This is a genomic window from Paenibacillus sp. QJM3NY_38 (assembly GCF_056173265.1).
Genome location: NZ_CM149665.1, coordinates 4,067,696 through 4,092,982 on the forward strand (window position 1 = coordinate 4,067,696; position 25,287 = coordinate 4,092,982).

At 48.8% G+C, this 25,287-nt stretch carries 22 protein-coding genes and 3 riboswitches; of the genes, 5 read left to right on the plus strand and 17 right to left on the minus strand.

The genetic code is table 11. The features are described 5' to 3' along the window. Positions 1–168: 168 nt before the first annotated feature. From AC0VZ8_RS18695 to AC0VZ8_RS18740, 10 genes are all read right to left on the minus strand, one after another. The gene (locus tag AC0VZ8_RS18695; protein WP_475484006.1) at positions 169–783 is read right to left on the minus strand and encodes a histidine phosphatase family protein; all 615 of its coding nucleotides are present in this window, start codon (positions 781–783) and stop codon (positions 169–171) included. A 28-nt stretch (positions 784–811) separates the two neighbouring features. Further along, the gene (locus tag AC0VZ8_RS18700) at positions 812–1,186 is read right to left on the minus strand and encodes a VOC family protein (protein ID WP_071218503.1); all 375 of its coding nucleotides are present in this window, start codon (positions 1,184–1,186) and stop codon (positions 812–814) included. Next, a complete protein-coding gene (locus AC0VZ8_RS18705) occupies positions 1,183–1,344 on the minus strand; it encodes a hypothetical protein (protein ID WP_475484007.1) in 162 nt (53 codons plus the stop codon). Before AC0VZ8_RS18705 ends, AC0VZ8_RS18700 begins: the two co-directional genes overlap by 4 nt. Positions 1,345–1,590: 246 nt before the next feature. Continuing rightward, on the minus strand, positions 1,591–2,010 hold the full coding sequence (locus AC0VZ8_RS18710; protein WP_071218504.1) for a hypothetical protein: 420 nt from the start codon (positions 2,008–2,010) through the stop codon (positions 1,591–1,593). A 55-nt stretch (positions 2,011–2,065) separates the two neighbouring features. Next, on the minus strand, positions 2,066–2,575 hold the full coding sequence (locus AC0VZ8_RS18715) for a GNAT family N-acetyltransferase (RefSeq protein WP_475484008.1): 510 nt from the start codon (positions 2,573–2,575) through the stop codon (positions 2,066–2,068). Positions 2,576–2,655: 80 nt separating this feature from the next. Further along, a complete protein-coding gene (locus tag AC0VZ8_RS18720) occupies positions 2,656–3,192 on the minus strand; it encodes a GrpB family protein (protein WP_475484009.1) in 537 nt (178 codons plus the stop codon). A 51-nt stretch (positions 3,193–3,243) separates the two neighbouring features. Next, positions 3,244–4,122 (minus strand): phosphotransferase family protein, encoded by an 879-nt coding sequence (locus AC0VZ8_RS18725; RefSeq protein ID WP_475484010.1) that lies wholly within the window; start codon positions 4,120–4,122, stop codon positions 3,244–3,246. Between the two features lie 340 nt (positions 4,123–4,462). Further along, positions 4,463–4,738, minus strand: a complete 276-nt coding sequence (locus AC0VZ8_RS18730; RefSeq protein WP_475484011.1) for a CD3324 family protein — start codon at positions 4,736–4,738, stop codon at positions 4,463–4,465. A 218-nt stretch (positions 4,739–4,956) separates the two neighbouring features. Then, positions 4,957–6,369 carry a serine hydrolase gene (locus AC0VZ8_RS18735; RefSeq protein WP_475484012.1) on the minus strand — a complete coding sequence of 471 codons (1,413 nt, stop codon included), beginning with the start codon at positions 6,367–6,369 and terminating at the stop codon, positions 4,957–4,959. A 347-nt stretch (positions 6,370–6,716) separates the two neighbouring features. Continuing rightward, positions 6,717–7,820 (minus strand): threonine aldolase family protein, encoded by a 1,104-nt coding sequence (locus AC0VZ8_RS18740; protein ID WP_475484013.1) that lies wholly within the window; start codon positions 7,818–7,820, stop codon positions 6,717–6,719. A 262-nt stretch (positions 7,821–8,082) separates the two neighbouring features. Here AC0VZ8_RS18740 and AC0VZ8_RS18745 point away from each other — a divergent pair, with 262 nt between their 5' ends. Continuing rightward, entirely contained in the window at positions 8,083–9,006 is a 924-nt protein-coding gene (locus tag AC0VZ8_RS18745) for a cation diffusion facilitator family transporter (RefSeq protein ID WP_475484014.1), read from the plus strand. A 414-nt stretch (positions 9,007–9,420) separates the two neighbouring features. Here AC0VZ8_RS18745 and AC0VZ8_RS18750 read toward each other — a convergent pair whose 3' ends face one another. The 6 genes from AC0VZ8_RS18750 to AC0VZ8_RS18775 all read right to left on the minus strand — a co-directional run bounded on the left by AC0VZ8_RS18750 (position 9,421) and on the right by AC0VZ8_RS18775 (position 18,982). Then, positions 9,421–11,208 carry an ABC transporter substrate-binding protein gene (locus AC0VZ8_RS18750; RefSeq protein ID WP_475484015.1) on the minus strand — a complete coding sequence of 596 codons (1,788 nt, stop codon included), beginning with the start codon at positions 11,206–11,208 and terminating at the stop codon, positions 9,421–9,423. Between the two features lie 190 nt (positions 11,209–11,398). Beyond that, positions 11,399–12,682, minus strand: a complete 1,284-nt coding sequence (locus AC0VZ8_RS18755; protein WP_475484016.1) for a histidine--tRNA ligase — start codon at positions 12,680–12,682, stop codon at positions 11,399–11,401. A gap of 256 nt (positions 12,683–12,938) precedes the next feature. After that, positions 12,939–15,008, minus strand: coding sequence for a catalase (locus tag AC0VZ8_RS18760; RefSeq protein ID WP_475484017.1), 2,070 nt, complete (start codon positions 15,006–15,008; stop codon positions 12,939–12,941). 264 nt (positions 15,009–15,272) lie between these two features. After that, the gene (gene sigJ / locus AC0VZ8_RS18765) at positions 15,273–16,133 is read right to left on the minus strand and encodes an RNA polymerase sigma factor SigJ (protein ID WP_475484018.1); all 861 of its coding nucleotides are present in this window, start codon (positions 16,131–16,133) and stop codon (positions 15,273–15,275) included. Between the two features lie 39 nt (positions 16,134–16,172). Further along, entirely contained in the window at positions 16,173–17,357 is a 1,185-nt protein-coding gene (locus AC0VZ8_RS18770; RefSeq protein WP_475484020.1) for an NAD(P)/FAD-dependent oxidoreductase, read from the minus strand. Positions 17,358–17,521: 164 nt separating this feature from the next. Further along, a complete protein-coding gene (locus tag AC0VZ8_RS18775; protein ID WP_475484021.1) occupies positions 17,522–18,982 on the minus strand; it encodes an aminotransferase-like domain-containing protein in 1,461 nt (486 codons plus the stop codon). Between the two features lie 99 nt (positions 18,983–19,081). Here AC0VZ8_RS18775 and AC0VZ8_RS18780 point away from each other — a divergent pair, with 99 nt between their 5' ends. Next, entirely contained in the window at positions 19,082–19,996 is a 915-nt protein-coding gene (locus tag AC0VZ8_RS18780; RefSeq protein ID WP_475484022.1) for a DMT family transporter, read from the plus strand. Positions 19,997–20,114: 118 nt separating this feature from the next. On the opposite strand, the gene gcvH is transcribed toward AC0VZ8_RS18780, so the two are convergent. Then, positions 20,115–20,504 (minus strand): glycine cleavage system protein GcvH, encoded by a 390-nt coding sequence (gcvH, locus tag AC0VZ8_RS18785; protein WP_475484023.1) that lies wholly within the window; start codon positions 20,502–20,504, stop codon positions 20,115–20,117. 175 nt (positions 20,505–20,679) lie between these two features. Beyond that, a riboswitch (glycine riboswitch) is annotated at positions 20,680–20,801 on the minus strand. Between the two features lie 188 nt (positions 20,802–20,989). Next, positions 20,990–21,091, plus strand: a riboswitch (glycine riboswitch). Between the two features lie 3 nt (positions 21,092–21,094). After that, positions 21,095–21,200: riboswitch (glycine riboswitch) on the plus strand. Between the two features lie 110 nt (positions 21,201–21,310). Here gcvH and gcvT point away from each other — a divergent pair. The 3 genes from gcvT to gcvPB are packed head-to-tail and all read left to right on the plus strand — an operon-like array spanning position 21,311 to position 25,223. Next, the gene (gcvT, locus tag AC0VZ8_RS18790; RefSeq protein ID WP_475484024.1) at positions 21,311–22,423 is read left to right on the plus strand and encodes a glycine cleavage system aminomethyltransferase GcvT; all 1,113 of its coding nucleotides are present in this window, start codon (positions 21,311–21,313) and stop codon (positions 22,421–22,423) included. After that, on the plus strand, positions 22,420–23,769 hold the full coding sequence (gene gcvPA / locus AC0VZ8_RS18795) for an aminomethyl-transferring glycine dehydrogenase subunit GcvPA (RefSeq protein ID WP_475484025.1): 1,350 nt from the start codon (positions 22,420–22,422) through the stop codon (positions 23,767–23,769). The genes gcvT and gcvPA overlap by 4 nt, the downstream gene beginning before the upstream one ends. Beyond that, positions 23,766–25,223, plus strand: a complete 1,458-nt coding sequence (gcvPB, locus tag AC0VZ8_RS18800) for an aminomethyl-transferring glycine dehydrogenase subunit GcvPB (RefSeq protein WP_475484026.1) — start codon at positions 23,766–23,768, stop codon at positions 25,221–25,223. Before gcvPA ends, gcvPB begins: the two co-directional genes overlap by 4 nt. The last annotated feature ends 64 nt before the right edge of the window (positions 25,224–25,287 follow it).

The window sequence follows — 25,287 nt, forward strand, 5'->3', positions numbered from 1 at the left end:
AATCCTTTTTTGATATTTATTTAGGTCATACTATTAGACGCAAATTTTGGTAAAAAAGTTTCTCTGATCTGTTAATAATATTTACGATAAAATAGATTATTGTAAAACCAATGAAAAATCCCGCAACAGCACGATGACTATAGCGGGATTATGATGTTGCATATTATTTCAGGATAGGTGCTCCTGCAAATTCGTAGCCGCGATTATCTTTTTCCCGCTCCGATCATATTTCCATAGATGAACGCCTGTATCGCCTGTCGGGATATGAATATCCGTATGGTAAGGAAGATTCAAGAAACTTCGGAATAACATCGTGATCATCCCGCCGTGGGAAACAATACAAACCCTTTTCAAATCAGGCTCGCTATGAATTGTAGTAAACAGCTTGGATATGAATTGTTCGGCTCTTGCTCTGAACTGCACTTCAGATTCTCCGCCTTCGATCGCATCGTGCCGTTTTCTTCCTCCATCAGGCAGGGGATATTTAAGTAAAGCCTCTTCTCTTAGCATACCGGCGATGACCCCATTATTTTGCTCCATTAAATCATCATCATAGGTAACGGGGACTTTTGTTGTTTCAGCTATGGCTGCCGCGGTCTGCTTGGCCCGGTTTAACGTACTGGAGAAAATGGCATCCAAAGTATATTCACGATGAATCCACTCTGCCAGGAGCCATGCCTGCTGCTGGCCAAGATCCGTCAGTGCAAAGTCAGCCCGTCCTTCACACCGATTCATAATATCCGCTTCCGATTGTCCATGTCTGACGACCAGAATTTCAACCATGACGCATCCCCCTGTTCTCCTTTAGTCTCTATAACTTATTACCAATCGCGATCCATCGCCCGTCCACATCCTCAAACACGAACTCATGATTGTTATAATCCGTTGTCGATAAAGCCCTGACAATCTTCACGCCCAAATCGATAAGTTCTTGCTGGATTTCCCGTTGTCCGTAAGTAATAAAATAAGCATCGTACCCATATCCGTAACGGATTCGATTCGGAACAACCTCAATCTCCGTCTTCGTTAATACAATCTCAACAGAGTCCTTGTAGAGGCATACATGCGGTTCTGCTGCATCAAAATAGTTCACGGCACGGAACCCGATTCGCTCATAAAACTCGCTGGTTTTCTCGAAGTTAGAGGTCGGGAAAATCTGCAAACAATGCGAAAACCCTTTATTCATCGTTCTTTCTCCCGTACAAGCTTATTTATGATCCTTCTCTTTACCAACAGGATCTTGACTTGTTTCCCCAACCAATGAATGAATACTTTATGATCTTTGGTAACCGAATAGGTGAACACTTCTTCATCCAGTCGATTGCGTTTATCCACATTGCCCATCTTTACATACTCCTCTAGAAAGTAAAACTATTGTTTATTCTTTAAGTCACGGATATCTTTGATCATGAGATCGAGTCTCTCAATGATCCTCTCGTCATTATCCAATTTCTTTTTGAGTCTAACCTCAATCACAATGAGTTCAATAATAAGCAACACGATAAGAACACCGATCATCATAGCCCGCTCCTTTCTGAACCTGATACCTTCACCATGTTATACATGAAGCTCAAGTCATCCGATCTTCCTTCATCCTCTCGGTAATCGAGCCGTTCCAAACAGATGAAGGATAGCCAGGTAGAATGGGTACAACGCCAAAACAGCGATGGCCATGAGTCCTGTTACAGGATTCGGTTTGTCTGCCGGATGGGTGATCGGAAACCATGCAGCCACAATATAGGTCAATATCATGAAATAGGGGATCCACAAAATTAGCGAAAAGAAAGACGCTTTACGGCCACCCAACCAATACCTGATCAGCTTCGGAAATCCGAAACCCGATAAAAGCAGGCCAACAAAGAAGAAAACCAAGATCACAAGATTCACGTGATCCAGCCCCCACCCTGTCACTCGACTGAGTCGGTAAACGTTGGCCATGAGCTCAATCCCGACAAAAGGGAACCAGGCATACAAAAAACTCGATATATTTAATCGAATGACGAAGCTCATGTTTCACTCTCCTGAAACTTATATAGCTGAAGCCGATGATTAGCAGAACGATTTATTAAACCAGCTCTTTAATCAGATACAGGTTCAGATCGTCATCCGCACATACCATGTCACCGGGCACCACAGATTCGTTGTTGTACATAATTCCGTTGCCGTCCGGAATATAGCCGCGCCGGACATATATTCTTTGAGCCGCACCGTAGTCCCTGTACAATCCAACCCCGATACCGATGCGTGGCATTTTTTTGCGGACGATGTTCTCGAATTCTTCCATGATGCTGTTAGCTATGCCGTTTCTCCGGTACTCCGGGAACACATTCAGATCATTGATTTCCGGAATGCTCTGCTCTCGAAAATAGGGATAACTCGATTCGTATTTCAAGTGGGAAACACCGGCCAGCTCCTCATGAACAAAAGCCAACAAGGTGACACGCTTGCCGATTTGGTTCTCATATTCGCATAAATCGTAATACTCATCCGGGCGCATTATATTTTGCTGCTGAAACGCTTCCTTCCAGATGCTTTTAAGCTCCGTGTTATCTAACACCTTTAATGTAACGTTCATTGGTTTACCTCGCTGTTATGTATTTTGTTGGTAGGATTCAGCCATGAGACAAGATGATATGTTGGATTTCTTTCAACATTTTAGCGTGCAACTTGCTTCAATATCCGCTGGACAAAGTCGGATTTGCCTTCCGTATAAGCTTTCCGATCATTACGAAAAGTTATGGCTAGTTCTTTCTTTAATGAGGCGTATTCTTTGACAAGCTCCGGGTTATTGATGAGCGCATCCCGAAAAGTAATATGCCTGTATAGTTCTTGGCTGTCCCGATGGCAGACATATAAATGCTGGGTCATTTTCAAACTTATCTCCTCGCTGTAGGGAACATACTCATCTTTCCTATCAAAAGCTTCCCTGCCCTCCACCCCTAAATCCCCCTGATGCTTATAGCCCAGGTTTTCTAATTTCGCAATGACCGTCGGAAGCGATTTCATGGATTCGATCACAACATCGATATCCAATATTGGCTTTGCGGCAAGTCCAGGTACGGAGGTGCTTCCCACATGCTCGATACTCAGCGCATCAGCACCAAGGGTAAGTGCCAATATGGCTTGAATTTCCTGAAACATTTTCGGCCATTCGGGATTATATTCCTCGATGATGACGGGTTTAGGTGTCATTTATGCGGCTCCTCCAGCAGATTATATCATGTAAAAATCCATGATTATGTTTCATCTAAAATCTCGTATGCCTGCCTCAAACGCCTCAGCGTCTTGATGAATAACTCCATGCAGCGCCTCTTGCAAGGCAAACGTGCTTCTATAAAAATGAACGCGCTCCGCGATGGGGTCTCCATTCGGATACATGGCGATACACTTTTCGAAAAACACTTGACCATACCCCGCTAGGATTCCCGCTAAATCATATGCCGGATCTCCAATCCCTGAACCTCCAAAATCAATGATACCCGTCATTCGACCTTTCTCCGGACTCCAAAGTATGTTGGCCGTACCAAAATCACCGTGAATGCAGGTTGGACGAATGTCACGATTCGCAGGGTTGTTCAGAAATCTTGTGAAGTTGCTTGAGATTTCCTCTTGTGCATCGGGCCTGATGTAACGAAACAATTGGTCTTGAATTTGTGTGTACAATCCGGACATCTCTTCGTGGACATTTGCAACATTTCTATCGTCAGCGATCCATTCATTGATCTCCACAGTATGAAGCTGAACGAGAAATTCGACCATTTGTTCTGCTACCCTATCCTCGATGACTGAATTCCGGTGTGAAAGCAGATCTTCTGACCATAACGGCTGACCCTCGATTAACGGATAGCCCATGAACATTTTACCCACCTGCAGATCGTCAAATGAAACATACATCGGATTCGGTATAGGCAGCGTTACCTTGCTCTTGATCCTATTCAGTAATTGAGTTTCTCTAATCATCGCTTGGAGACTTTCTGCGTACTTAGGAAATCTGAAGACCAGCGTCTGATTCACAATCAACACATCGTTGTTCTGACCCATGCTGTTCATTTCAACGTCTTGAATATGTAGGTGCGGATAAACCTCTTGTATGCGCCGGGTATATGAAGATGACGGGTTCATACATAAACTCCTTCTACTTGCGAATGTCGTTAACCTCTATTTTAATGCTTTTCCTTAACCTGGTAAATCAAGACGGAGCAATATTGGCGATTTCGTTGGAAAATTCCTGCATTACAAGCCCAAATATTACATTATATTTCCACGTAAAGAATCTGTTTTGATGAGGGTCCAATACGATCCGTCCGATGATATCGCTAAGGTTGACTATCAAGGGTTCGTACCAAGTTTCTGACAGGTAATTCTCCTTAATTGAAAGGGCCAGGACACGTGTCCTGGCCGCTCTTTCCTGATGATAACGAATGCTATATAACGGTTTCACGAAAAGGATATCCGATCTCGCCTATTCTTTCATTCGTTCTGCCCGAATAATCCTACGGATCGATTGCTCCGTTAAATAATATCGTTCTGACAATGTACGGATGGAGTCACCATGCAAATAACTTTTGAGAATGCTCCGATTCCGAATATCCAGATCCTTCTTGACCCCGGTTTGTTCACCCCAGGACCTCCGGTTCTCCGACTTTCTCGGAATATAAATATAACTCCCATCAATATATTGTTGAATGGTTTTGACTACATGTTCAGGTAAAATATCAAGTGCTTTCTCGTATTTCATTCTCTCTGCTCCTATCTACATAGAATCGTGTAAATAGTGAGCAAAGCCGGCACATGAAATATTGCAGTTCTAATTCATGTTGAATAAGGCTCCGAACAAATTATCTGCCCGATATTTCCGTGCGGCTTTGCCCGGAGCCTGATTTAACGACTTGAACGGTTGTGCTTCTAACGTGAGCCATCATGATTTTCACCTCGCCAGATTGGATATTTCAAAGTTTACTCGGTTCTACTTGTTATTCTAACAAATTCAATTTCCTTTGCACCAGTTTCGAACAACATAATGACGGATAAACGATCTACACTTCCGTTAGAGTCAGTTAAAAAAGTCGCTTTGGTTTTAATATCAAACACCGTAACATGGAGTTCAAACTGATTCGCATTTTGATGTGTGAGGGGAAACAGCATCGAATTAAATCCTGCACGAAGCCCTCCATCAACAAGTTCCACGACCATTTCTCCATACCCTGCATGAACGTACGTCCCCGCTAAATCCAACAAAGATGCGGATAATGGAACAATGGGTTGTTTCTCGCCTGGGGCTGCCTCATTGTTTGTGGTGGGCTCGCTCGCAACGGTGGCTTCCTTCTTTTGTCCCAACGCTAGCCCACTCCAGTCCTTGACCTCACCGCCTAGCAATGAATCGAAGATATAATTGGATATAAAGACAGGAAGCGGAGTACCGTTGAGATTCGACAAGACCACGACGCCAATCTTCTCCGCAGGAATAAAGGCAACATGTGCGGTGAATCCGTCAATATTGCCTCCGTGACTCACCATCCGTAAGCCACGATAAGGTTCGATCAGCCAACCCAGACCGTAGCTTCCCATATGTGTATTATTTTCATTGACCTCGGTCATCTCACAAACCATATGAGGCGTGTGCAGCGTATCCAGCATTTCGTTAGATACGAGACGCTGACCGTCGTGCATTCCATGATTTATTTGAAACCGCACCCAATTCGCCATATCTTTGATATTGGAATTGATGGACCCAGCCGGGCCAATGGTATCTATATTACGAAACGGAATGACACGAGCCTGATCTTCAATTTGTATATAGGGCATTGCATAATCATGATGAAGCTGTGTCTTATCCACAGAGAATTGACTGGATGTCATGTTCAGTGGCCTGAATATCCGCTTCTGAACAACCTCTTCCCAAGATGAACGACTCACATGCCCGACAACATAACCCGCTACCATATACATGATATTTTGATACTGCCACTTCGTCCTAAAATCTACATTCGGCTCTAAGTATCGCAAGCGTTCAATGATTTCTTCTCTGGTCAGTGAAGCGTTGTACCACATGAGATCATGCCTCGGCAAACCCGAACGATGGCATAACATATCCCTAAGCGTAATCCGCTCCGTTGCAAAAGGATCAAACATTTTGAAATCAGGAAGGTACTCTTTCACAGGTGTATCCAATTTCAAAATCTTTTCATCCGCAAGGATTCCAGCTGCCAGTGCAGTAAAAGCTTTGGTAGAGGAACCGATCGCAAACAGTGTCTCACTCGTCACAGGCAAGCTTTTATCAATATTTCGATACCCGTAACCCTCCATCATGACGATCTCCTGATTTTTGACCACCGCTACGGACAACCCAGGAACCTTCCAAGCCTTCATTTGCTCCTCGATATGCATGGATGCCCGTCAACGATTCCATTGTCATTAAAACCTCTCCCATAAGATCCCCTTTCCTTCACATCTACAATTTTATGAGGCCAAACATATGAATCGACAACCTATACATTTATACCTCATTCGACACTCTAACGCAGGATTCCTTGCATACACGCACTCACTGTTCTCAAGTGAACAGGTCCTTGCTCCCCTTTTTAACCATCAACCCGGATAAGACACACTCCGCATGGTATACTTTTCCCAATAACCAGTTAATGAGGAGCCTGTTTCCGTGGGGCCGATTGGTTGAATATAGACAAATGAAAAAGGACCTGATTCAGGTCCTTTTGTCATGTGCTCGCAGCTTCCCTCAATTTCTCATTCAACAATTGAAAAGCTTCTTGAATGCTTTCTCTCGGCGTCTTGCTGTACCGTTCCCCGATGTGGACTTCCGTATAACATTGACTTTCCCCTGCTTCGTTTAGATAACTGATCAATCCGACGCCCGTCGCGCGGTAAACCTCAATAAGAATGGGTTCAAGCTGTTCTTTGCCCCATTCAAAATGCACATGAAACATATTCGATACGGGCACGGCAGGCTTCGTATTCACGCCCTCGCACTGATTAAACAGCGCTGCGAGCTCTTTAGCTTCCTCGTAATACCGGCCCATATTACCTATTCTTTCCTTGTAATAATAACTTGAACTGATGATATACGGGTAAAGACTGACCAGATCCCCGCCATGACGCCGTTTCCATACTTTGGACTTCTCCACAAAGTCGGTGCCGCCAGCCAGAATGGCGCCGGCAATCCCGCCTATACCTTTATAGAATGACACATATACACTGTCAAATAGAGCACAGATTTCGGCCGCCGTTTTTTGATAATACGGAGTGATCTCGAACAATCTTGCCCCGTCCAGATGCAGCTTTATGCCTTGAGAACGACAATACGCCGATATGGCCTCCAGCTCTTCGTATACGGGCAGCTGCCCTCCGATTTCACGCTGCGGCAGCTCCAGCAGCAAACATGCAATGTCACGATTCAGACTCTGCACGTCTTCAAGCGTAATCAAACGATCTTTATCGGCTAGGAGAATCGGTTCGATATGATGCAGCTCCTTAAGCCCGTCCTCTTCGTGAATCTCCAGATGGCAGAGGGGATGATAAGCCACTTGTTTCAGCCCAGCATCATCGCACCAGATCCGCAAAGCAATCTGCTGCGCCATGGTTCCGCTCGGAAAAAAGACAGCCGATTCCTTGCCCAGAACGTCTGCCATGCGTGCCTGAAACTCCTCAATGATGGCGCCTTTGCCGTATGTATCCCCCATCTGCGACCCATCCACATCCCGAAATGCCTCCAGCAGCACCTCGAGATTCCTGCGGCTATGTCCAATCAATGGATAGGCTGTTTCGCTATAAGCTTCGCTAATCGATTTACGTTGTTCTCCCATGTCGCATATCACTCCTTCTCTTTAACCGATAATAAGAACACATCATCAGACGTAAAAATTTAATTTCCTCGCTTATCAAGCATACTAGATAAATGAATAAGTGGAAAATCATATTCGCTTTCGTAATGCCTTCAGAAAAACTTGACAAAAACAAACCGAAGGATTACATTGTATATGAGCATATGTTCATATTATAAATAACATAAATGGTTCCATGATTATTGATTCATTCCACAGTTGGATTCGAAGGGAGTTTTCGATTATGCATCATCATAACCACCATCATGGGCATGACCACAGCCACCATGATCATGCCCGCTCAGGAAACAAAAAAGGACTTGCCATTGCCCTCATCATCACACTTGGCATCATGATTCTAGAGTTTATAGGGGGCTTGCTGACCAACAGTCTGGCGCTGTTATCCGATTCCGGGCATATGTTAAGTGATGCCAGCGCTTTGCTGCTCAGTCTGGTCGCATTATGGTTTGCCACAAAGCCGTCATCGCCGAATAAAACCTATGGCTTTTACCGTTTTGAAATATTGGCAGCACTACTAAATGGTGTCGCCTTGTTTATCATCGCCGGCTTTATCGTATGGGAAGCGATTCAGCGCTTTGACGACCCGCCAACCGTCGCCAGCGGAAGCATGATGCTCATTGCAGCCATCGGCCTGTTGGCTAACCTTCTCAGTGCCTGGTTCTTGATGCGAACAGGAGATGTAAAGAACAATGTGAATCTCCGCAGCGCTTACCTCCACGTTATTGGCGATGCGCTCGGCTCGGTAGGAGCCATCATCGCCGGGATCGTGATGATGGCCTTCGGATGGTACATTGCGGACCCTATCATATCCATCCTTGTGTCGATCTTGATTCTGAAGAGCGCCTGGAGAATCATACAGAATACCGTTCATATTCTGATGGAGGGAGCACCGGCAGCGATAAACCCTGAAGAGGTAAAGAAATCCCTGCTGTCTATACCTGGGGTCACCGGCATCCATGATCTTCATATTTGGACGATTACGTCCAATTTCGATTCCTTAAGCTGCCATCTCGTCGCCGAGGACGAAGCGAACAGTTATGAGATTCTGCAACAAGCGATCGATCTTCTGGACAGCCGATTCCACATCGAGCATTCAACGATCCAGATTGAGAACTCCACTATCACGCATCGTGATAATAAAGTCTAATCTCTTCTTTGCGGTAGTCCTTTAGTTCATGAAAAGGGGAAAAAAAGCTGCCGAGGTTTACACTTTTTACAAGCTCGGTTGACCTCCATAATGAGAGTATCAAGACATTCTACCGGCATTACAGCGAATTCCGAATGTCTGATAGGGAGGTTAACATGAGCAACGATTTTTATACACTGGAAAAACTGAACGAATACCAGCAAAGAAAATGGGACGAACTTGATCGTCAAGGAAGATTCATAATTCATGACGAGATCGCATGTGAATCGCAGCATACCTCAAGGAATACTCGAATTCTCGATAAACTTTATGGCTTCTTTCGGAAGCGGAGATCCCGAAGAAGCCGCACAAAATCCTTATAAGAAATAAAGAGCAAGCGCGGTTATTCGCGCTTGCTCTTTTTATGAGAAGATATCACACTCGCCAAATCTGCTTGAAATCCAGCCACCCCAGATTATTGATGACAACCCCTTTATAAGAAGAATCCAAGCTTGCGTAAAATCTTGTATGAACCAAGAATGATACATGTGCTTCCTCCCGAAGCCTCTCTTCAATATGGGACAACAAACTTAAACGCTCCTCATACCACTCGCTGGCAAGCGCATCATCCACGCAATCTTTCACCCAATGATGCAGCGATGGATCCATGAACTCTTGAACTACGCTTCCCTTCTGCTCGTAATTCTCGATTAAACATACTTCTTCACCTGGAAGAACAAGGCCGTGCAAGACACAATCCATGGTGTTCATCACATCCGATTGGTGTATGGTATCCATCCTCTCCTCCCGGATATTCAATGGAATCCCGATGGAAGCGCACTGCTTCTGAACCCATTCGGCGTCTTTGATATGATTGGCGAGCGTAGCCATGGTAATGGGAGACCCGTCATAACCCGACTGTTTCAGCAATGACTTTGCGAGCACAGGATCATGTCGGTCTTTACGGTAAGGCGCTTGCTCATCCATAATGAATCCTTTGGCCGGGTATAGCCGGTTGCCGCCAAGTTCGCGTATCATCTCGGCACGGTTCAGAATCAGGCTGAATGCCCGGCGAAATTCGATGGACTGATAGGGCCCCGGCTTCTTCATATTCCACGTAATCAAAGTCGTACAGCCTTCGGAAGATTCTATGATATCCACAGCATGCTTCTCACCTTTATGCTCGATACGCTCCGGATCTTGCAGCAGCCGCTCCCAGCTGACCTCGCAATGCTCTGCATCCTCGGGCATCATGATAATGTGGATGTTGTCCAAATGCGGCCGTCCCTGATAATAATGGGGATTTGCACGTATGGTCAGCCGTTCATCGGTCCATTCTTCCACCTGAAAGGGTCCCGTTCCGACAGGAAGCTTCCAGAACTGTTCTTCATCAAGACTCACCAAATGTTTGGGCACGATGGACATGCAGATGGAGCTAACAAACCGGATAAAAATTCGATTCGGCTTGTTAAGAATAAAACGAACCTCCCGAGGCGACACCACCTCTACTCGCTGCAGTTCACGCACGATCCAAGCATTTCGTTTATCCCGTCCCAGGCGTTCCACCGTGAATTTCACGTCCTCCGCGGATAACTCTCTACCGTCATGGAACCGGATTCCTTTACGCAGATGAAAAGTCCAGATCGTTCCATCCTCATTGCTGTTCCAATAATGCGCGATAACGGGAAGATATTGATCGTTGGCATTATCGTATATCACCAGCCGGTCAAATATCTGCTGGATCATATGCGCTTGAAAACTGTAGTAGCATTCGGCGGGATCCAACGTTTCAATCAATCGGTACACGGGAAGCCGCAATGAATCCCTTGCTTCTGCTTCCCCTTCTCTCATCTCCTTGCTAAAGCCAAAATGCCCGTTCATCCATTCCACGTAGGAATCGTTAGTGTGAATACCTTGACCATAAGTACGCAGCAGTTCGAAGGCCTGCCGATATTCCCCTTTTAACGCGAGCTGCTGCGCTGCTTCCTGAAGCAGATCAGCTTGATCAGCTAGAAACGTAAGCTTGGAACGGTTTCCTCGCCCGCGTCCTGCCTTCCATATAATCCAACTCTTCTCCTCGAGCTTGCGTATAACGAGCTTGGCATTCCGCGTTGTGCAATATAACGTTTCGGCGATCTGCTCAAGCGTCACTTCCGTAGCCGTGTTGGCTGGAGCGTTAACAGCAAGCTTTTGGTGCAGCATGAAAAATTGTTCGTACAGCATTGCAATCCGCTCCCCCCTGGTAACATCTATATGCTTTATTCTACTTGGAGATCGTTTCGAGCGCGAGTCCCTTTTCGGTAGAAAACCATTATATTCGAAAAAGAACAAAGGCATTCCATATGTCGGCCTATACAAGTTGTTGGTCATGAGTTTACACCCCATGATGCGGAAGCAAGGCTTCCTCATGTCATCATTCACAGGATTGAATGATAACCTCAACCGCCTTCTGCAGAGTCAATGTAAGCTCCTTGCCCTCGGTCATTTTTTTCAGTCGAACCATGCCCGCCGCCGCTTCATCTTCGCCGATTAGGATGGCATATGGAATACTCTCAGCTGAAGCAGAAGCTAATGTTTTCTTCAATTTGCGGCGGTTGTCCGCCAATCGCGTATGAATCCCGCAATTCCGGAGTGCCGCTGCAGCCGTCAATCCTTCGGGTATGGTTTCTCCTATCGGGATAACCACAACGAGCGGCTTGTTTGTTTCAATCGGACGGTTTCGGATCATCTCCATGATGGATTCCATGCCAAACGAAAGACCCACCGTAGGATAAACAATGTCCTCGCGTCCAACGAGCTGCCCGATAATCGCGTCATACCTGCCGCCTCCGCCCAAGCTTGAACGAAAGCCCTGAGATGCGTCAAAGATTTCGTAAACGGTTCCTGTGTAGAAGGACAATCCTCGGGAAAGAAACGGATCGAATACGCAGATGTCTTGCAACCCGACGCGCTGCAGCATATTTTGCAGGATCTGGACTTCTCGTGCTCCACGCTCGTTGTTCAGGTTGTATGTGCTTGTTATTTGCGCGAATGTCGGCTCCTTGAGCTCAACAAAATCAAGAATTTGACGACAAATCTCCGATGCGAGCACCTTACCCTCAAGCTCTTGTCGAACCCCCTCCTGACCAATCTTGTCGAGCTTATCCAGCGTCAGCATGACGGATGGCTTCATCTCTTCCGGTACGCCCATAGCTCCAAGAATTTCACCAAGAAAGCTTCGATTGTTCCACCTGAGCTTGATCGGAATTTCAAGTCTCCGAAACACTTCGGCTGCAAGCTGCATTAGCTCAACCTCCGCTTCCGGTCCCGAGATTCCCACGACATCAACGTCGCACTGCAGAAACTCCCGCAATCTGCCCCGCTTGACGGGACCATCGCGGAATACCTTCCCCATTTCATAACGTTTGAAGGGCTGGCTGAGGGCGGGATTCAGCGCGATTACCTTGGCGAATGGAATCGTCAAGTCGTACCGGAGGCCCAGACGTCGCGTACCCTGATCTGTCAGCTGGTACATTTCCTTCAGAATTTCTTCCCCACCTGCGTATTTGGAAGACAACAGCTCCGATTCATTCAGAATGGTTGTCTCCATTTCAGCATAGTCATAACATTCAAACACTTCACGCAGCGTCGATTTCACCTTTCTTCGGATCGCCTGTTCTTGGCCAAAATAATCATACGTTCCTTTTACGTTCTGCATCGTTAATCATCCTTTCTTCTAAATGAAAATAAAAAACGCGCCGGACCTCATGGTCCCGCGCGCTGAATATGCGGCAGGGAGGCCAACGCGAACAGCGTTAGCCCACCCTGTTAAATGACAGGCGTGCTAACGCTGCTTGTGATGATGAAGTTGATTGATTTTGATGTTGATCATGGTATCTTCCCCTTCATTCTTCGCCAAATGATTTAGGGGAATTATAGCGCAATCGTGTTATATATTCAAGGGCAATCCATTCTTAGATCGTACGCGACCAATGGCGATGCGCCGCGATGGCATCAATGAAGGCCTCGCCGAAAGGCTTCAAATCCTCATTCTCATGCGCAACCACGACCCCTTCACCACTGGATGATGGAAGCAAATTTGCCCCTTCGGCTATGGATGCGATCGGCTTGAAATGCTGATACGCTTCCTTGACAAAATCCAGCACCTTCGGCTCCACCAGGAGCTCCGATACGCTTAATGCGCCGCCTGCGACAAGCACTGCATCGAACAAGACGGAATCCGCCCCAAGCAGCGAATGGTTCACTTCCAGTTCCGCACCGGCTTTGCTTTGAATGACGCCGAGCTTCGCGCTAACCACCTCGGTGATGATGCTGGCTTGCTGCAGCTGTGTAAGCACAAAGGGGAGTTCATCTGTAAATCCGTTGCCTGCCAGCACCGCCACTTTACGGGTTAGCGGGAGCTTCACGGTATTCATCATGCTCAGTGCCGGAGAAGACTCACTGGAAGCGGAGCCGCTGATTTGCGGAGGCATGGTTCCGATGCCCTCCGAAATCCGGGTGGCAAGTTCGCTATCGACGTTCGCGAACAGGTCAACGACTTGCTGGCGAATTTCCTTTCGCTGTACTTTACCAAGCTCGAACTGGAATGCGGATACGATATGCTGCTTCTCGACCTCGGACATGCTATTCCAGAACAGGGCCGCTTGGCTGAAATGATCCTTAAAGCTGTCACTGCGTGCCTGCACCTTACGTCCTTCCACCTTCTCGGTGTAATGCTCATAACCCCCGCGCTCCACTGGAACCGGCTTCGGCGTGTTACCGGCAATACCGTTCTTATGATAGCTGACAGGGCCCTTATTGATGGTCATACGATGCATCCCGTCACGCTGATTGTTATGAACAGCTGCGATTGGACGGTTGATCGGAATTTCGTGGAAATTGGGTCCGCCGAGCCGTGAAAGCTGGGTGTCGGTATAAGAGAATAAGCGGCCTTGCAGAAGCGGATCATTGGTAAAATCGATGCCCGGTACGACATGTCCCGGATGGAATGCTATCTGCTCCGTCTCCGCAAAGAAATTATCCGTATTGCGATTGAGCGTCATTTTGCCGATGATTCTGACGGGAATAAGTTCTTCGGGCCAAATCTTTGTCGGATCAAGGATGTCAAAACCAAAATTGAATTCCTCATCCTCCCGAATCATTTGAACGCCAAACTCAAATTCCGGATAATTTCCTGATTCGATCGCATCCCACAGATCACGCCGGTTAAAGTCGGGATCCTTGCCTGCCAGCTTCTGCGTTTCATCCCATACGAGGGAATGCGTGCCGAGCACGGGCTTCCAGTGAAACTTCACAAAATGCGCTTGTCCTTCTTCATTCACGAAACGGAAGGTATGGACGCCGAAGCCCTCCATCATTCGGAAGCTTCGCGGAAGCGAGCGGTCGGACATCGCCCACATGATCATGTGCGCGCTTTCCGAATTGTTCGCCACAAAATCCCAGAACGTATCATGGGCGGATTGCGCTTGTGGAATCTCGTTATGCGGCTCAGGCTTGACAGCATGAACGAAATCGGGAAACTTCATCGCATCCTGTATGAAAAAGACCGGCATATTGTTGCCCACAAGATCATAATTCCCTTCTTCCGTATAAAACTTGGTTGCGAAGCCGCGAACGTCCCTGACGGTGTCGGCTGATCCCCTGGAGCCAGCCACCGTGGAGAATCGGACAAACACCGGCGTGACGACGGAAGGGTCTTGCAGAAATTTGGCTTTTGAATAATCTTTCATGGATTCATATAGCTGAAAATAGCCGTGAGCCCCAAAACCGCGGGCATGCACGATCCGTTCCGGAATCCGCTCATGGTCGAAATGCGTCATCTTCTCTCTGAAATGGAAATCCTCCATCAAGGTCGGACCGCGCTCGCCCGCTTTAAGTGAATGTTCATCTTCAGCGACTTTAAGTCCATGATTGGTTGTCAAGTCTTTACCGTCATTGTCTACCGTAAATTGTTCCAGCTGTTGGTCCTTGCTTGTCTTGCCCGGGCTGTTGTTAGCATTCGAATGGGTGTTTGATTTGTCCATTTGTCGGAACCTCCTGGTATGTAGGTAGTAGATGCGTGTCTGACGTAAATGCACTTGGTAACAGATCCGCTTGCGAACCCGAAATGTATTTACCCTGCATACTGGAAAACGAATCCAGAATCAAACTTCCTTCATGAAAAGCTCATCTAACCGTCCGATTGGGTTTGAGCGCCTCCATCTCCTGTCTCTAGCAATAAAAAAAGCAGCCCCCTCCCTAGAGGCGGACTGCTCTGATGGTACTTCAGCGACGTTCCAAGCCTGAATTTAAATCCTCAAAAGTTTATCCGGATTCCTCACAATATAAATATTTTGCAGCAATCCGTTCCGAATATTTACAAAGATAACGCCGGTTACACATCTTCCCTGGCGGAATATAACAGCGGTTTGATGGTTCAGTTCCTTTACCTCGATCTCCAGCGCTACTCCATCCTCCAGCTGCGCTTGGTGAAGAATGCCGATGAGGAAACGGGCAACCCGCTCCTTGCTCTCGACCGGTCTCGCAGCTGCGATCACTTTACCGCCGCCATCGGACAACAATACAGCATCATCCGCTAGCAGGGATAGGACATGTTCGGCATCTCCTTCGGATAGGGCCGTGAAGAACCGGCTCACCCATTCCTCTGCCATGGACCCCACGCCAATAAGATCATCCTCCGTGATCCCCATCTTTCCTCTCGCCCTGCTCATGAACTTGCGGCAGTTGGCCTCTGTTTTGTCGATCAGACCGGCGATTTCCGGATAATCGAATCCAAGCGCTTCCCTCAGAACAAACACGGCCCGCTCCGAAGGAGACAGCCGCTCCAGCAGAACCAGCATGGCATAGGAGAGCAGTTCATGATTCTCGACAGCTTCATAGGACTCGCTATAAGCTGCCGGGATCGGCTCCGGAAGCCAGGGGCCGTAGTACTGCTCTCTTCGATTTCGAGCTGACTTGATTTCGTCGATGCAGCGATTCGTCACCATTTTGCACAGATAAGCTTTTGGCTCCTCCAGCTTCTCCAGGGGAAGACTTTGAACTTTCACGAACACATCCTGAACCGCGTCCTCTGCGTCCGACACCGTTCCGGTCATTTGATAAGCAAGATGAAACAGGAGCCCCTTATACTGCTCATACAGCTCTAACATGCCGTTTCTTCATTCCTTTCAAGCAGGATTGCGGCTAATTTATCGAACCATGCTGGAATAATTCCACATGAACGATTTGACTTTGTAAGCCAGCTTTCCTGTGATCATAATATCCACTCCCCATGTACGCGACCAGACTAACCCATGTCCCGGCCCCAGCCCGACCGTATACCCCTCCGATACACTCTTATGCTTGGCTGCAGGCGCACCGATCAAATCCGCATGCACAATGCCGCCAAGTCGCGTCGCTTGGGGGATCGCTTCCTTGCATGTCATCCGGTCGGCAGCACCGTTAGCGGGATCAACCACATGCGCGCAATCGCCGATGCCATATACTCCCGGGGCATCTTTGACACGATAGCTTTCATCTACAACGATTTGACCGTCCATCGTAACCGGCAGTCCGAGGCTGAGCAGCGCGGGGTTAGGAGCGAGGCCAAGCGTCCATACCGTGAGGCCCACAGGGATGGGAGATCCATCGTTGACATGAACCAGCCCCAACTCCTCTTTGATCACTCTTCTTCCATGATGAAGGACTATCCCAAGATCGGTTAAATATCGTTCAAGCCGATGCGCGACCTTCGCAGGCCCTTCCAGGAACAACCGTTCCTGAGAATTGAATAGATACACACGGATTAACTTCGGATCTAAACCAAGCTTAACCGCCTCTGTCCGCATGGCGTGGACCATCTCGGCTGACGTTTCGATGCCCGTTATGCCGGCACCAGCGACGGCTGCACTCATCAGCCGCTGCTTCTCCTGCGTATTCGTTTCCTTTACTGCCAACTTAAGGTTTGCGTGCCACCGTTCCCGGATCCGCTCCGCCGCTTCCAAGCCTGTCAGCGATATTCCGCCTTGTTCCGGTGCTGCCTGACGCACGATGCTTCCTATGGCCATCACAAGGACATCATATTCCAGCGTATATTCCAGACCTGTGCTGTCTTCCAAAGTCAGCTGCTTGCTCTCCTTATCCATGCCGATCACCCTGCCCTGTATGAAACGGGTACCTTCCGGCATGACCTGTTCCCAAGGAACGGTAATCCCCTCTTCACTCACTGCAGGACGGAACAGCAGCACTTTCCGCACATGGGCGGAACCCATATCGATCAGGATCAGGCGCAGCTTCCTTCCGCCTATTCCTTTATGACAAGCTTTATGAATCGCTTTTAGAGCATGTATACCTGCAAAGCCTCCACCAACGACAATACATGTTAGATCCTTCATGAGACAACCCATCTCCTTTTGTTTTATGCGATTTTGCACATAACACGAGAAAAGGGCTGTTTTTGTGACATTCAATCAGACCGTTTTTTTAAAATATTCCGTATTTATCGGCAGACATGATCTCTACATGACTTCGAGAAGAAATTCATTACTCACGTAATTGTTCATGCCAACGAGCCATGCTTCACCTGCTCCGAAATCTCGACGAGACGACGAATTCCCTCTTCCAGCTGAACTTCGCTGATATAGGAGTAGCTGAGTCTGATCCACGAATCCATCTGATCCAGCGGGTCGCATATACGCCCCGGCACAAAAGCTACGGATTCCGCCAGGCATTGCCGCAACAACGCATCCACGTTGATGTTCTCCGGCAGCTGGACCCACAGATTCAAGCCACCGCCGGGGCTGTTCCATCGCCATTCTGTAGGCTCAAGCAGCTTCTCCATCTTATCCTTACGAAGCTCCAGGGCAATCCGCAGCTTGGCCACATGCTCCTGAAGCCTGCTCGAGAAGAAATAGTGCTGGAAAATCTTTTGCGTCAGCAGCGGCGTCCCGTTGTCCGACAGCGCCTTGGTCGGCAGGATGACATTCATCAGCTCCGGACGTGCCGCCAGCACCGATATCCGCAAGCCAGGGGCCACATATTTGCTGAAGCTTCGAATGTGAATGACATAGCCCTCGGTATCGTAATAAAAAAAGGGCAGCGGCGGCGGATCTCCAAAATAAATGTCGTGATAGACCTCATCCTCCACCAGAATGCATTGATATCGTTCCGCCAGTTCAACCAGCGCCTTGCGCTGGTTAGTCGGCACCGTGTACCCTGTCGGATTCTGAAAGGTCGGGTTCATATAGAACAGCTTCGGCTTCTCCGTCCGCATAAGACACTCAATCTGCTCCAGGTCATATCCTTCCGGCGTAATCTCAATGGGAAGCAGCTTGACATTTTGCTGCACAAAAACATCGATCGCCGGACTATACGTCGGTCGCTCGATCAATGCTGAATCCCCGCTTTTGACAAGCGAACGCGAGATCAAGTCGATCGCTTGCTGGGACCCTGTTGTAATGAGCAGCTCTTCCGGATGGACCGTTATGCCTTGTTTATCCATAAAATACCTGGCCATCTCCTCGCGCAGCTCCAAATCTCCGGACACGGAAGAGTACGTGCTTAATACCTTCGGATACATGTCAAACACCTGTTTCACGTGATTGGACAGGAATGCGTTCGGCAGCAGCGCAGGATCAATCAGCGCTTCCGACATCTGGTAATCGACCTGATGTCTGTGAATGTCGGACAAGCGGCTGCGATTGACATATATCGATTTGGCCTGATATTCCCAAGGCCGGCTGGATGTATAGAGTTCCGGCAATGTCTCAGGCGCCTTAGCCGCTACGAAATATCCTGATTTATATTTCACTTCCACGATCCCGTCTTCAAGCAGCTGCTGATAAGCCTTCAGAACCGTTAACCGGTGAACGTTCAAACGCTCGGCCATCGCTCTCACGGACGGGATTCTATCAGTCTCCTTCCACTCTCCTTGAGCAATTCCTTCCAGAATGGTGTCATAGACCGACTGCTGCAAAGTCCGCTTACCTTGATGTTTGTCGTCCAGCGTGGTTAATTCCATCTGTTCTTCCTCCGATCCGATATAGAACATATCTGTTCTACCAATCGCCAATCTGTTCTATTAACTACCTATTATAGTATAGAAAAAGGAGGATGCTACATGATTATTTTTAACTACTTGCTTATGTGCGCCATATTCAGCACGACGTTTCTCGCCATCAAGATTGGCGTTGAAGCAGGACTGCCGCCGTTTCTCTCGGCGGGACTTCGGTTTCTTCTCGCGGGCGCCATCATCTTCCTGTGGATGGTATTGCAGCGGAAGGCAAAACCAAGCCTTCTCCTGCGCAAGGAATTCCATTTAATCGGGATGACCAGCACATTCTTGACGTTTGCAACGCTATATTGGGCCGAGCAGCACGTGTCCTCAGGGATCGCTGCCATCCTATCGGCAACAGGCCCCATGATGATTCTGATGATCCAATCGGTTGTAATGCGGAAGAATGCCCGGCGCAGTGATTATTGGGGGTGCGCGGTCGGTTTTGCGGGAGTATGTTTGCTCATCATGCCCGAGATAGCGATGGGGAGCGACCTCATCTGGATTCTGAGCTGCATCGCCATTCTTATAGGCGAAATCGGTTATAGCGTGGGCTCCCTCTCTACCCGGAAATTATCCTTTGACATGCCGGATATTTCGCCGATTACGATCAATGCGGTGCAAATGATGTATGGCGGCGCTGCCCTATTGCTGTTATCCCTGTTCAGTGAACAGGTACAATGGAATGGTATTCTAACGCTGCCAGCCCTCGGTTCTGTCTTGTATTTAACGATAGTGGGCTCGATGCTGGGGCATAGTCTGTATGCTTGGCTGCTAAAAGCAACAAATGCCTTTTTTCCGTCCACCTGGCTCTTTGTTTCTCCGATCATCGCGTTGGGATTAGGCGCATTTCTGTACGGCGAAGCGATTTCTCTTTATTCCATCGTTGGCAGCCTGCTCATCATCGGCGGAATACTGATCTTGAATCTGCCTGAGCTTCGAGCACGCCGGACCGCGCGCCGTGTGGCTTCAAGCGCTTGATATCGAACCCTTTAAGGCTCCAAGTATTGGCGCCATAATTTAAAACGGCTGCCACTCGTAAACCTCATCACGAGTTGCAGCCGTTATGTTTCATTATTCAATAGTTATGATTCGATCCTTAATCCACCTTGGCACGATATGCCTCTGCAGTCAGCAGCTTTCCGAGTGCTTCCTCCAGGTCACCTTCCACCTCAACCTCAATGATCCAACCGCCTTCGTACGGCTCTCCATTCACAAGCTCCGGCTGATCCTCCAGGGAAGTATTCACTTTCGTGATGGTACCTGAAACAGGGGAATACAGTTCCGATACGGTTTTGACCGACTCAATGGTACCGATGCTGTCACCTGCGGCAACGACAGCGCCGGTCTCGGGGAGTTCAACGAATACGATATCGCCCAGCTGACATTGCGCATGATCGGAAATACCGACTCGCACCACATTTCCATCTACCTTCAATGCCCATTCATGATCGTCGCTGTAAACCAAATTCTCTCTGATTTCGCTCATTTACGGATACTCCTCTTTTCTTAAAGAAATGAAATCAAGGTAAATAAATGAAAAAAAAGGACGCGAAAAAAGGCATTCGCCTTCTCTCTGTCCTCGGTACCTGAGAGTTTATGATCGACCGCTTCTTGTGGGTCCGATCTTTCCCCTTGGGTGGCTTGCGCACTCTCCAGAGCTGCGTCAGATGGCGGTTCGTTTACCTGAGAGATTACTCGTCAGCCTGGCGGGCGTAACGGTTTGCTCCTTCGGTGCCGCCAAGGTTTCAACCTTCGCGAGGCGGTCTCTCCCATCCATCGTCATCCGCATATTCGGTTGGCTTATTCTCCCACAGAATAAAACAGGGACGAAGTGATGTCAAGATATCTGACAAAAATTTTAAGACTGAAAATATTTTAGTGAAATAAAGGTTGACACTTTATGGAGAGAGACGTTTATAATAATCACAAGAACGCAAGGAAGATGATGACAACTCAATAATTTTCACGCGGATGATGGTAGCGGGAGAGATTACCGACAGGATTGACAGGTAGCGCCGAAGGAGTAAGCCGTAACACGGTGAATCTCTCAGGCAAAAGGACCTTTACCGGACGCACCTCTGGAGAGAATTCTGAATGTAGAATCACCCACGGGGAAACTCACACACGCTTGACATTATACTTACATGACATGTGGGGTAACTCTCAGGTACAAAGGACAGAGCAGAAGGATTACGTAACGAGCGGGCTTTTTTCTAGCGCGGCTTGTTATCCTTCTGTCTGTCCTTTTTTGGTGTTTCCCCGATTGATCATGCCAATTGAAGAGGTGAAGAGATGAGTTCATTACAACGTACACCGCTTTACCCGCTTTATTCCGATTTTCCTTCTGCCCGCTGCATCGACTTTGGCGGCTGGGAATTGCCCGTGCAATTTTCTGGCATTGTGCAAGAGCATGAAGCTGTACGCAAGCACGCCGGCCTGTTCGACGTCTCCCATATGGGTGAATTTATCGTCACCGGACAAGACGCTGAAGCATTTATCCAGAAGATGACCACGAATGATGTAACCCGCATATCGATGGGTCAGGCCCAATACACGTTGATGTGTTACGACAACGGCGGTACGGTAGATGACCTGCTTGTGTATAAACTGTCGGCTGACCGATTTATGCTGGTTGTGAACGCATCCAACATCGACAAAGACCTCCAGTGGCTCCAAGACCATCTTGCAGGTGATGTCACCATCCGTAATGTGTCCGCTGAGACGGCTCTGATTGCACTTCAGGGACCTGCGGCCATGAACATCATGTCACAGGCCACGAATGAGGTCTTAGACGAACTCCATTCCTTCCATTTTATCCAGAACGCACAGGTATGCGGCTGCTCCGCCCTACTGTCCCGTACCGGTTATACCGGAGAAGACGGCTTTGAAATTTATTGCTCCGCTGAGGATGCTCCCGCAATTTGGAGAGAGCTCTTAACCGCCGGAGAACCACATGGCCTTGTTCCAACCGGACTGGGCGCACGTGATACACTCCGTTTCGAAGCGAAACTGCCATTGTATGGCCAAGAGCTTTCGAGCACGATCTCTCCGCTTGAAGCCAGTCTCGGGTTCTTTGTGAAGCTGGACAGCGGCGATTTCATCGGTCGGGAAGCGCTTCAACAGCAGAAGCAAGATGGTGTGCCGCGTAAGCTGGTCGGTATTGAACTCATCGATCGCGGTATCCCGCGCTCCCACTATCCCGTATACAACCATGAAGGAGAACCCATCGGTGAAGTGACCAGCGGTACCCAATCCCCTTCACTCAAGCGAAATCTCGGATTGGCCTTGATCGAAACGCCATATACGAGCCTCGATACCGAGGTATGGGTTGAGATCCGCGGTAAGAAGTTAAAAGCCAAAGTGGTAAAGACACCATTCTACAAAAGAGGAGCTGCCTTAACATGAAGCATCGTTACTTGCCTATGACGGATCAGGATCAAGCCGATATGCTTGCTGCGGTCGGCGCGGAAACGATCGATGATCTGTTTGCCGATATCCCCCAAACGGTCCGTTACAACGGCGTCCTCCCCATGTCAAAACGGCTGGGTGAGCCTGAACTTCTGAAGCATATGCGCGACCTATCGGACCGAAATGCCGATTTTGACCGTTATACAAGCTTTCTCGGGGCCGGTTTGTACGACCACCATATTCCGGTTGTGCTCAATCATGTGATTTCCCGATCTGAATTCTACACGGCGTATACGCCTTACCAACCGGAGATCAGCCAAGGCGAGCTGCAAGCGATTTTTGAATTTCAATCCTATATCTGTGAATTGACCGGCATGAAAGTGGCCAATGCCAGCATGTATGACGGTTCCACGGCGCTTGCTGAGGCTGCGGCGCTCGCCAGCGGTGCAACCAAACGGAAGAAAATCGTCATATCGCGTGCCGTCCATCCCGAAGCCCGGGAAATCGTTCTGACTTCGGCTCGCGGCCTCGATCTGGAAGTCGTGGAAGTCGGCATCGCCAATGGTGTTACCGACCAGGATGCGCTCGCCGCTGCCATAACGGAAGATACCGCCGCCGTCCTTCTGCAATCACCGAACTTCTTCGGCTGTATTGAAGACGTGAAATCGATCGAACCGCTGGTTCATGAGAAAAAAGCATTGCTTGTGCTGAGCGTAAACCCGCTGTCCCTTGGTTTACTGGAATCCCCTGGCGTGCTTGGAGCCGACATCGTTGTCGGCGATGCCCAGCCGCTCGGCATTCCAGCTTCTCTTGGCGGACCGACGTGCGGATTCTTCGCGGTATCCGAGCCGCTGATGCGCCGCATTCCCGGACGTATTGTGGGTCAAACCGTCGATCAGGACGGCAAACGGGGTTTTGTACTGACGCTGCAGGCACGTGAACAACATATTCGCCGCGAAAAAGCAACGTCGAACATCTGCTCGAACCAGGCGCTGCTCGCGCTGTGTGCATCTGTTTATATGTCCACCCTGGGTAAAGCAGGCATGCAAGAGGCTGCGCTTCTGAATGTGCGCAAATCCCATTATGCTGCCGACCGTGTCGCCAAAGGCTCCCTCTCCCTCCCATTCAGCTCGCCGTTCTTCAATGAGTTTGCGGTAAAGCTGCCTGAAGGAACGAACGTGAAGGAGATCAACTCGAAGCTTCTGGTTGCAGGTTACATCGGAGGTTATGATCTTGGCGCTGCGTACCCTGAGCTTCAAGGATGTATGCTGATCGCTGTGACCGAACGGCGGACGAAGGAAGAAATCGACCAATTTATTGGTGAATTGGAGGCGATCGTATGAAACCGGAAAAAGCATTGATATTCGAACTCAGCAAGCCCGGCCGTGTCGCCTATTCCCTTCCCGAATGCGACGTACCGGAGATCGACGCCGCATCCTTAATACCAGAGGGCCTGCTGCGCAGCAAACCGGCCGAACTGCCGGAAGTATATGAAGTGGATGTCATTCGTCACTATACGGAGCTGTCGCGGCGTAATTTCGGCATCGATAACGGCTTCTACCCGCTCGGCTCATGCACGATGAAATACAATCCGAAGATCAATGAGGACGTTGCCCGTTTTGCCGGCTTTGCCAAGATCCATCCGTACCAGCCAGAAGAAAGCATTCAAGGCGCTCTGGAGCTGCTCTATACCTTGCAGAATGATCTGGCGGCACTTACCGGGATGGATCAAGTAACGCTGCAGCCCGCTGCGGGTGCGCATGGGGAGTGGACGGGACTCATGCTGATCCGTGCTTACCATGAAAGCCGCGGCGAGAAACGAACCAAGGTCATTGTTCCTGACTCCTCGCACGGCACCAACCCAGCCAGCGCAACGGTTGCCGGTTACGACACGATCACGATTAAATCCAATGAGCGCGGCATGGTTGATCTGGAGGCTCTGCGCGCCGTCGTTGGTGATGATACAGCCGCACTGATGCTGACGAACCCTAGCACGCTCGGACTATTTGAAAAGCAAATCGTGGAAATCGCCGAAATCGTGCACGAGGCAGGCGGTCTTCTCTACTATGATGGAGCCAATTCCAACGCCATCATGGGCATTACCCGCCCAGGCGACATGGGCTTCGACGTGGTCCATCTCAACCTGCACAAAACGATGAGCACGCCGCATGGCGGCGGTGGCCCCGGTGCAGGCCCTGTCGGCGTAAAGAGTTTGTTGATCCCGTTCCTGCCAAAACCGATCGTGTCCAAACGCGAGGATGGCACCTATTATTGGGATTACGATCGTCCGCAATCCATCGGTCGCGTGAAGGCATTCTATGGTAACTTTGGCATCCTGGTCCGGGCCTATACGTATATTCGCACCTATGGACCGGAAGGACTTCGCCGTGTCTCGGAGCTTGCAGTGCTGAATGCCAACTATATGATGCACCGTCTGGCTCCATATTACGAAGTTGCCTACCCGGGCCTGTGCAAGCACGAATTCGTGCTATCCGGCAAAAAACTAAAAGAGTTTGGCGTGCGGACCCTGGATGTTGCCAAGCGGCTGCTTGATTTTGGCTATCATCCACCAACCATCTACTTCCCGCTCAACGTAGAGGAATGCATTATGATTGAGCCGACCGAGTCGGAGAGTAAAGAAACACTGGACGGTTTCATTGATACGATGATCCAGATCGCCAAAGAAGCCGAAACCACGCCGGAGGTTGTCATAGGCGCCCCTTATACCACGGTCGTGAAACGACTTGACGAAACGACGGCGGCACGCAAACCGGTTCTGAACTGCACCTGCGGTTAATATTGAGTTGATCTATATGCCATAAGAAAGGGTGTCCCTCGCCGTGGGATCGGCGGTAAGGGAC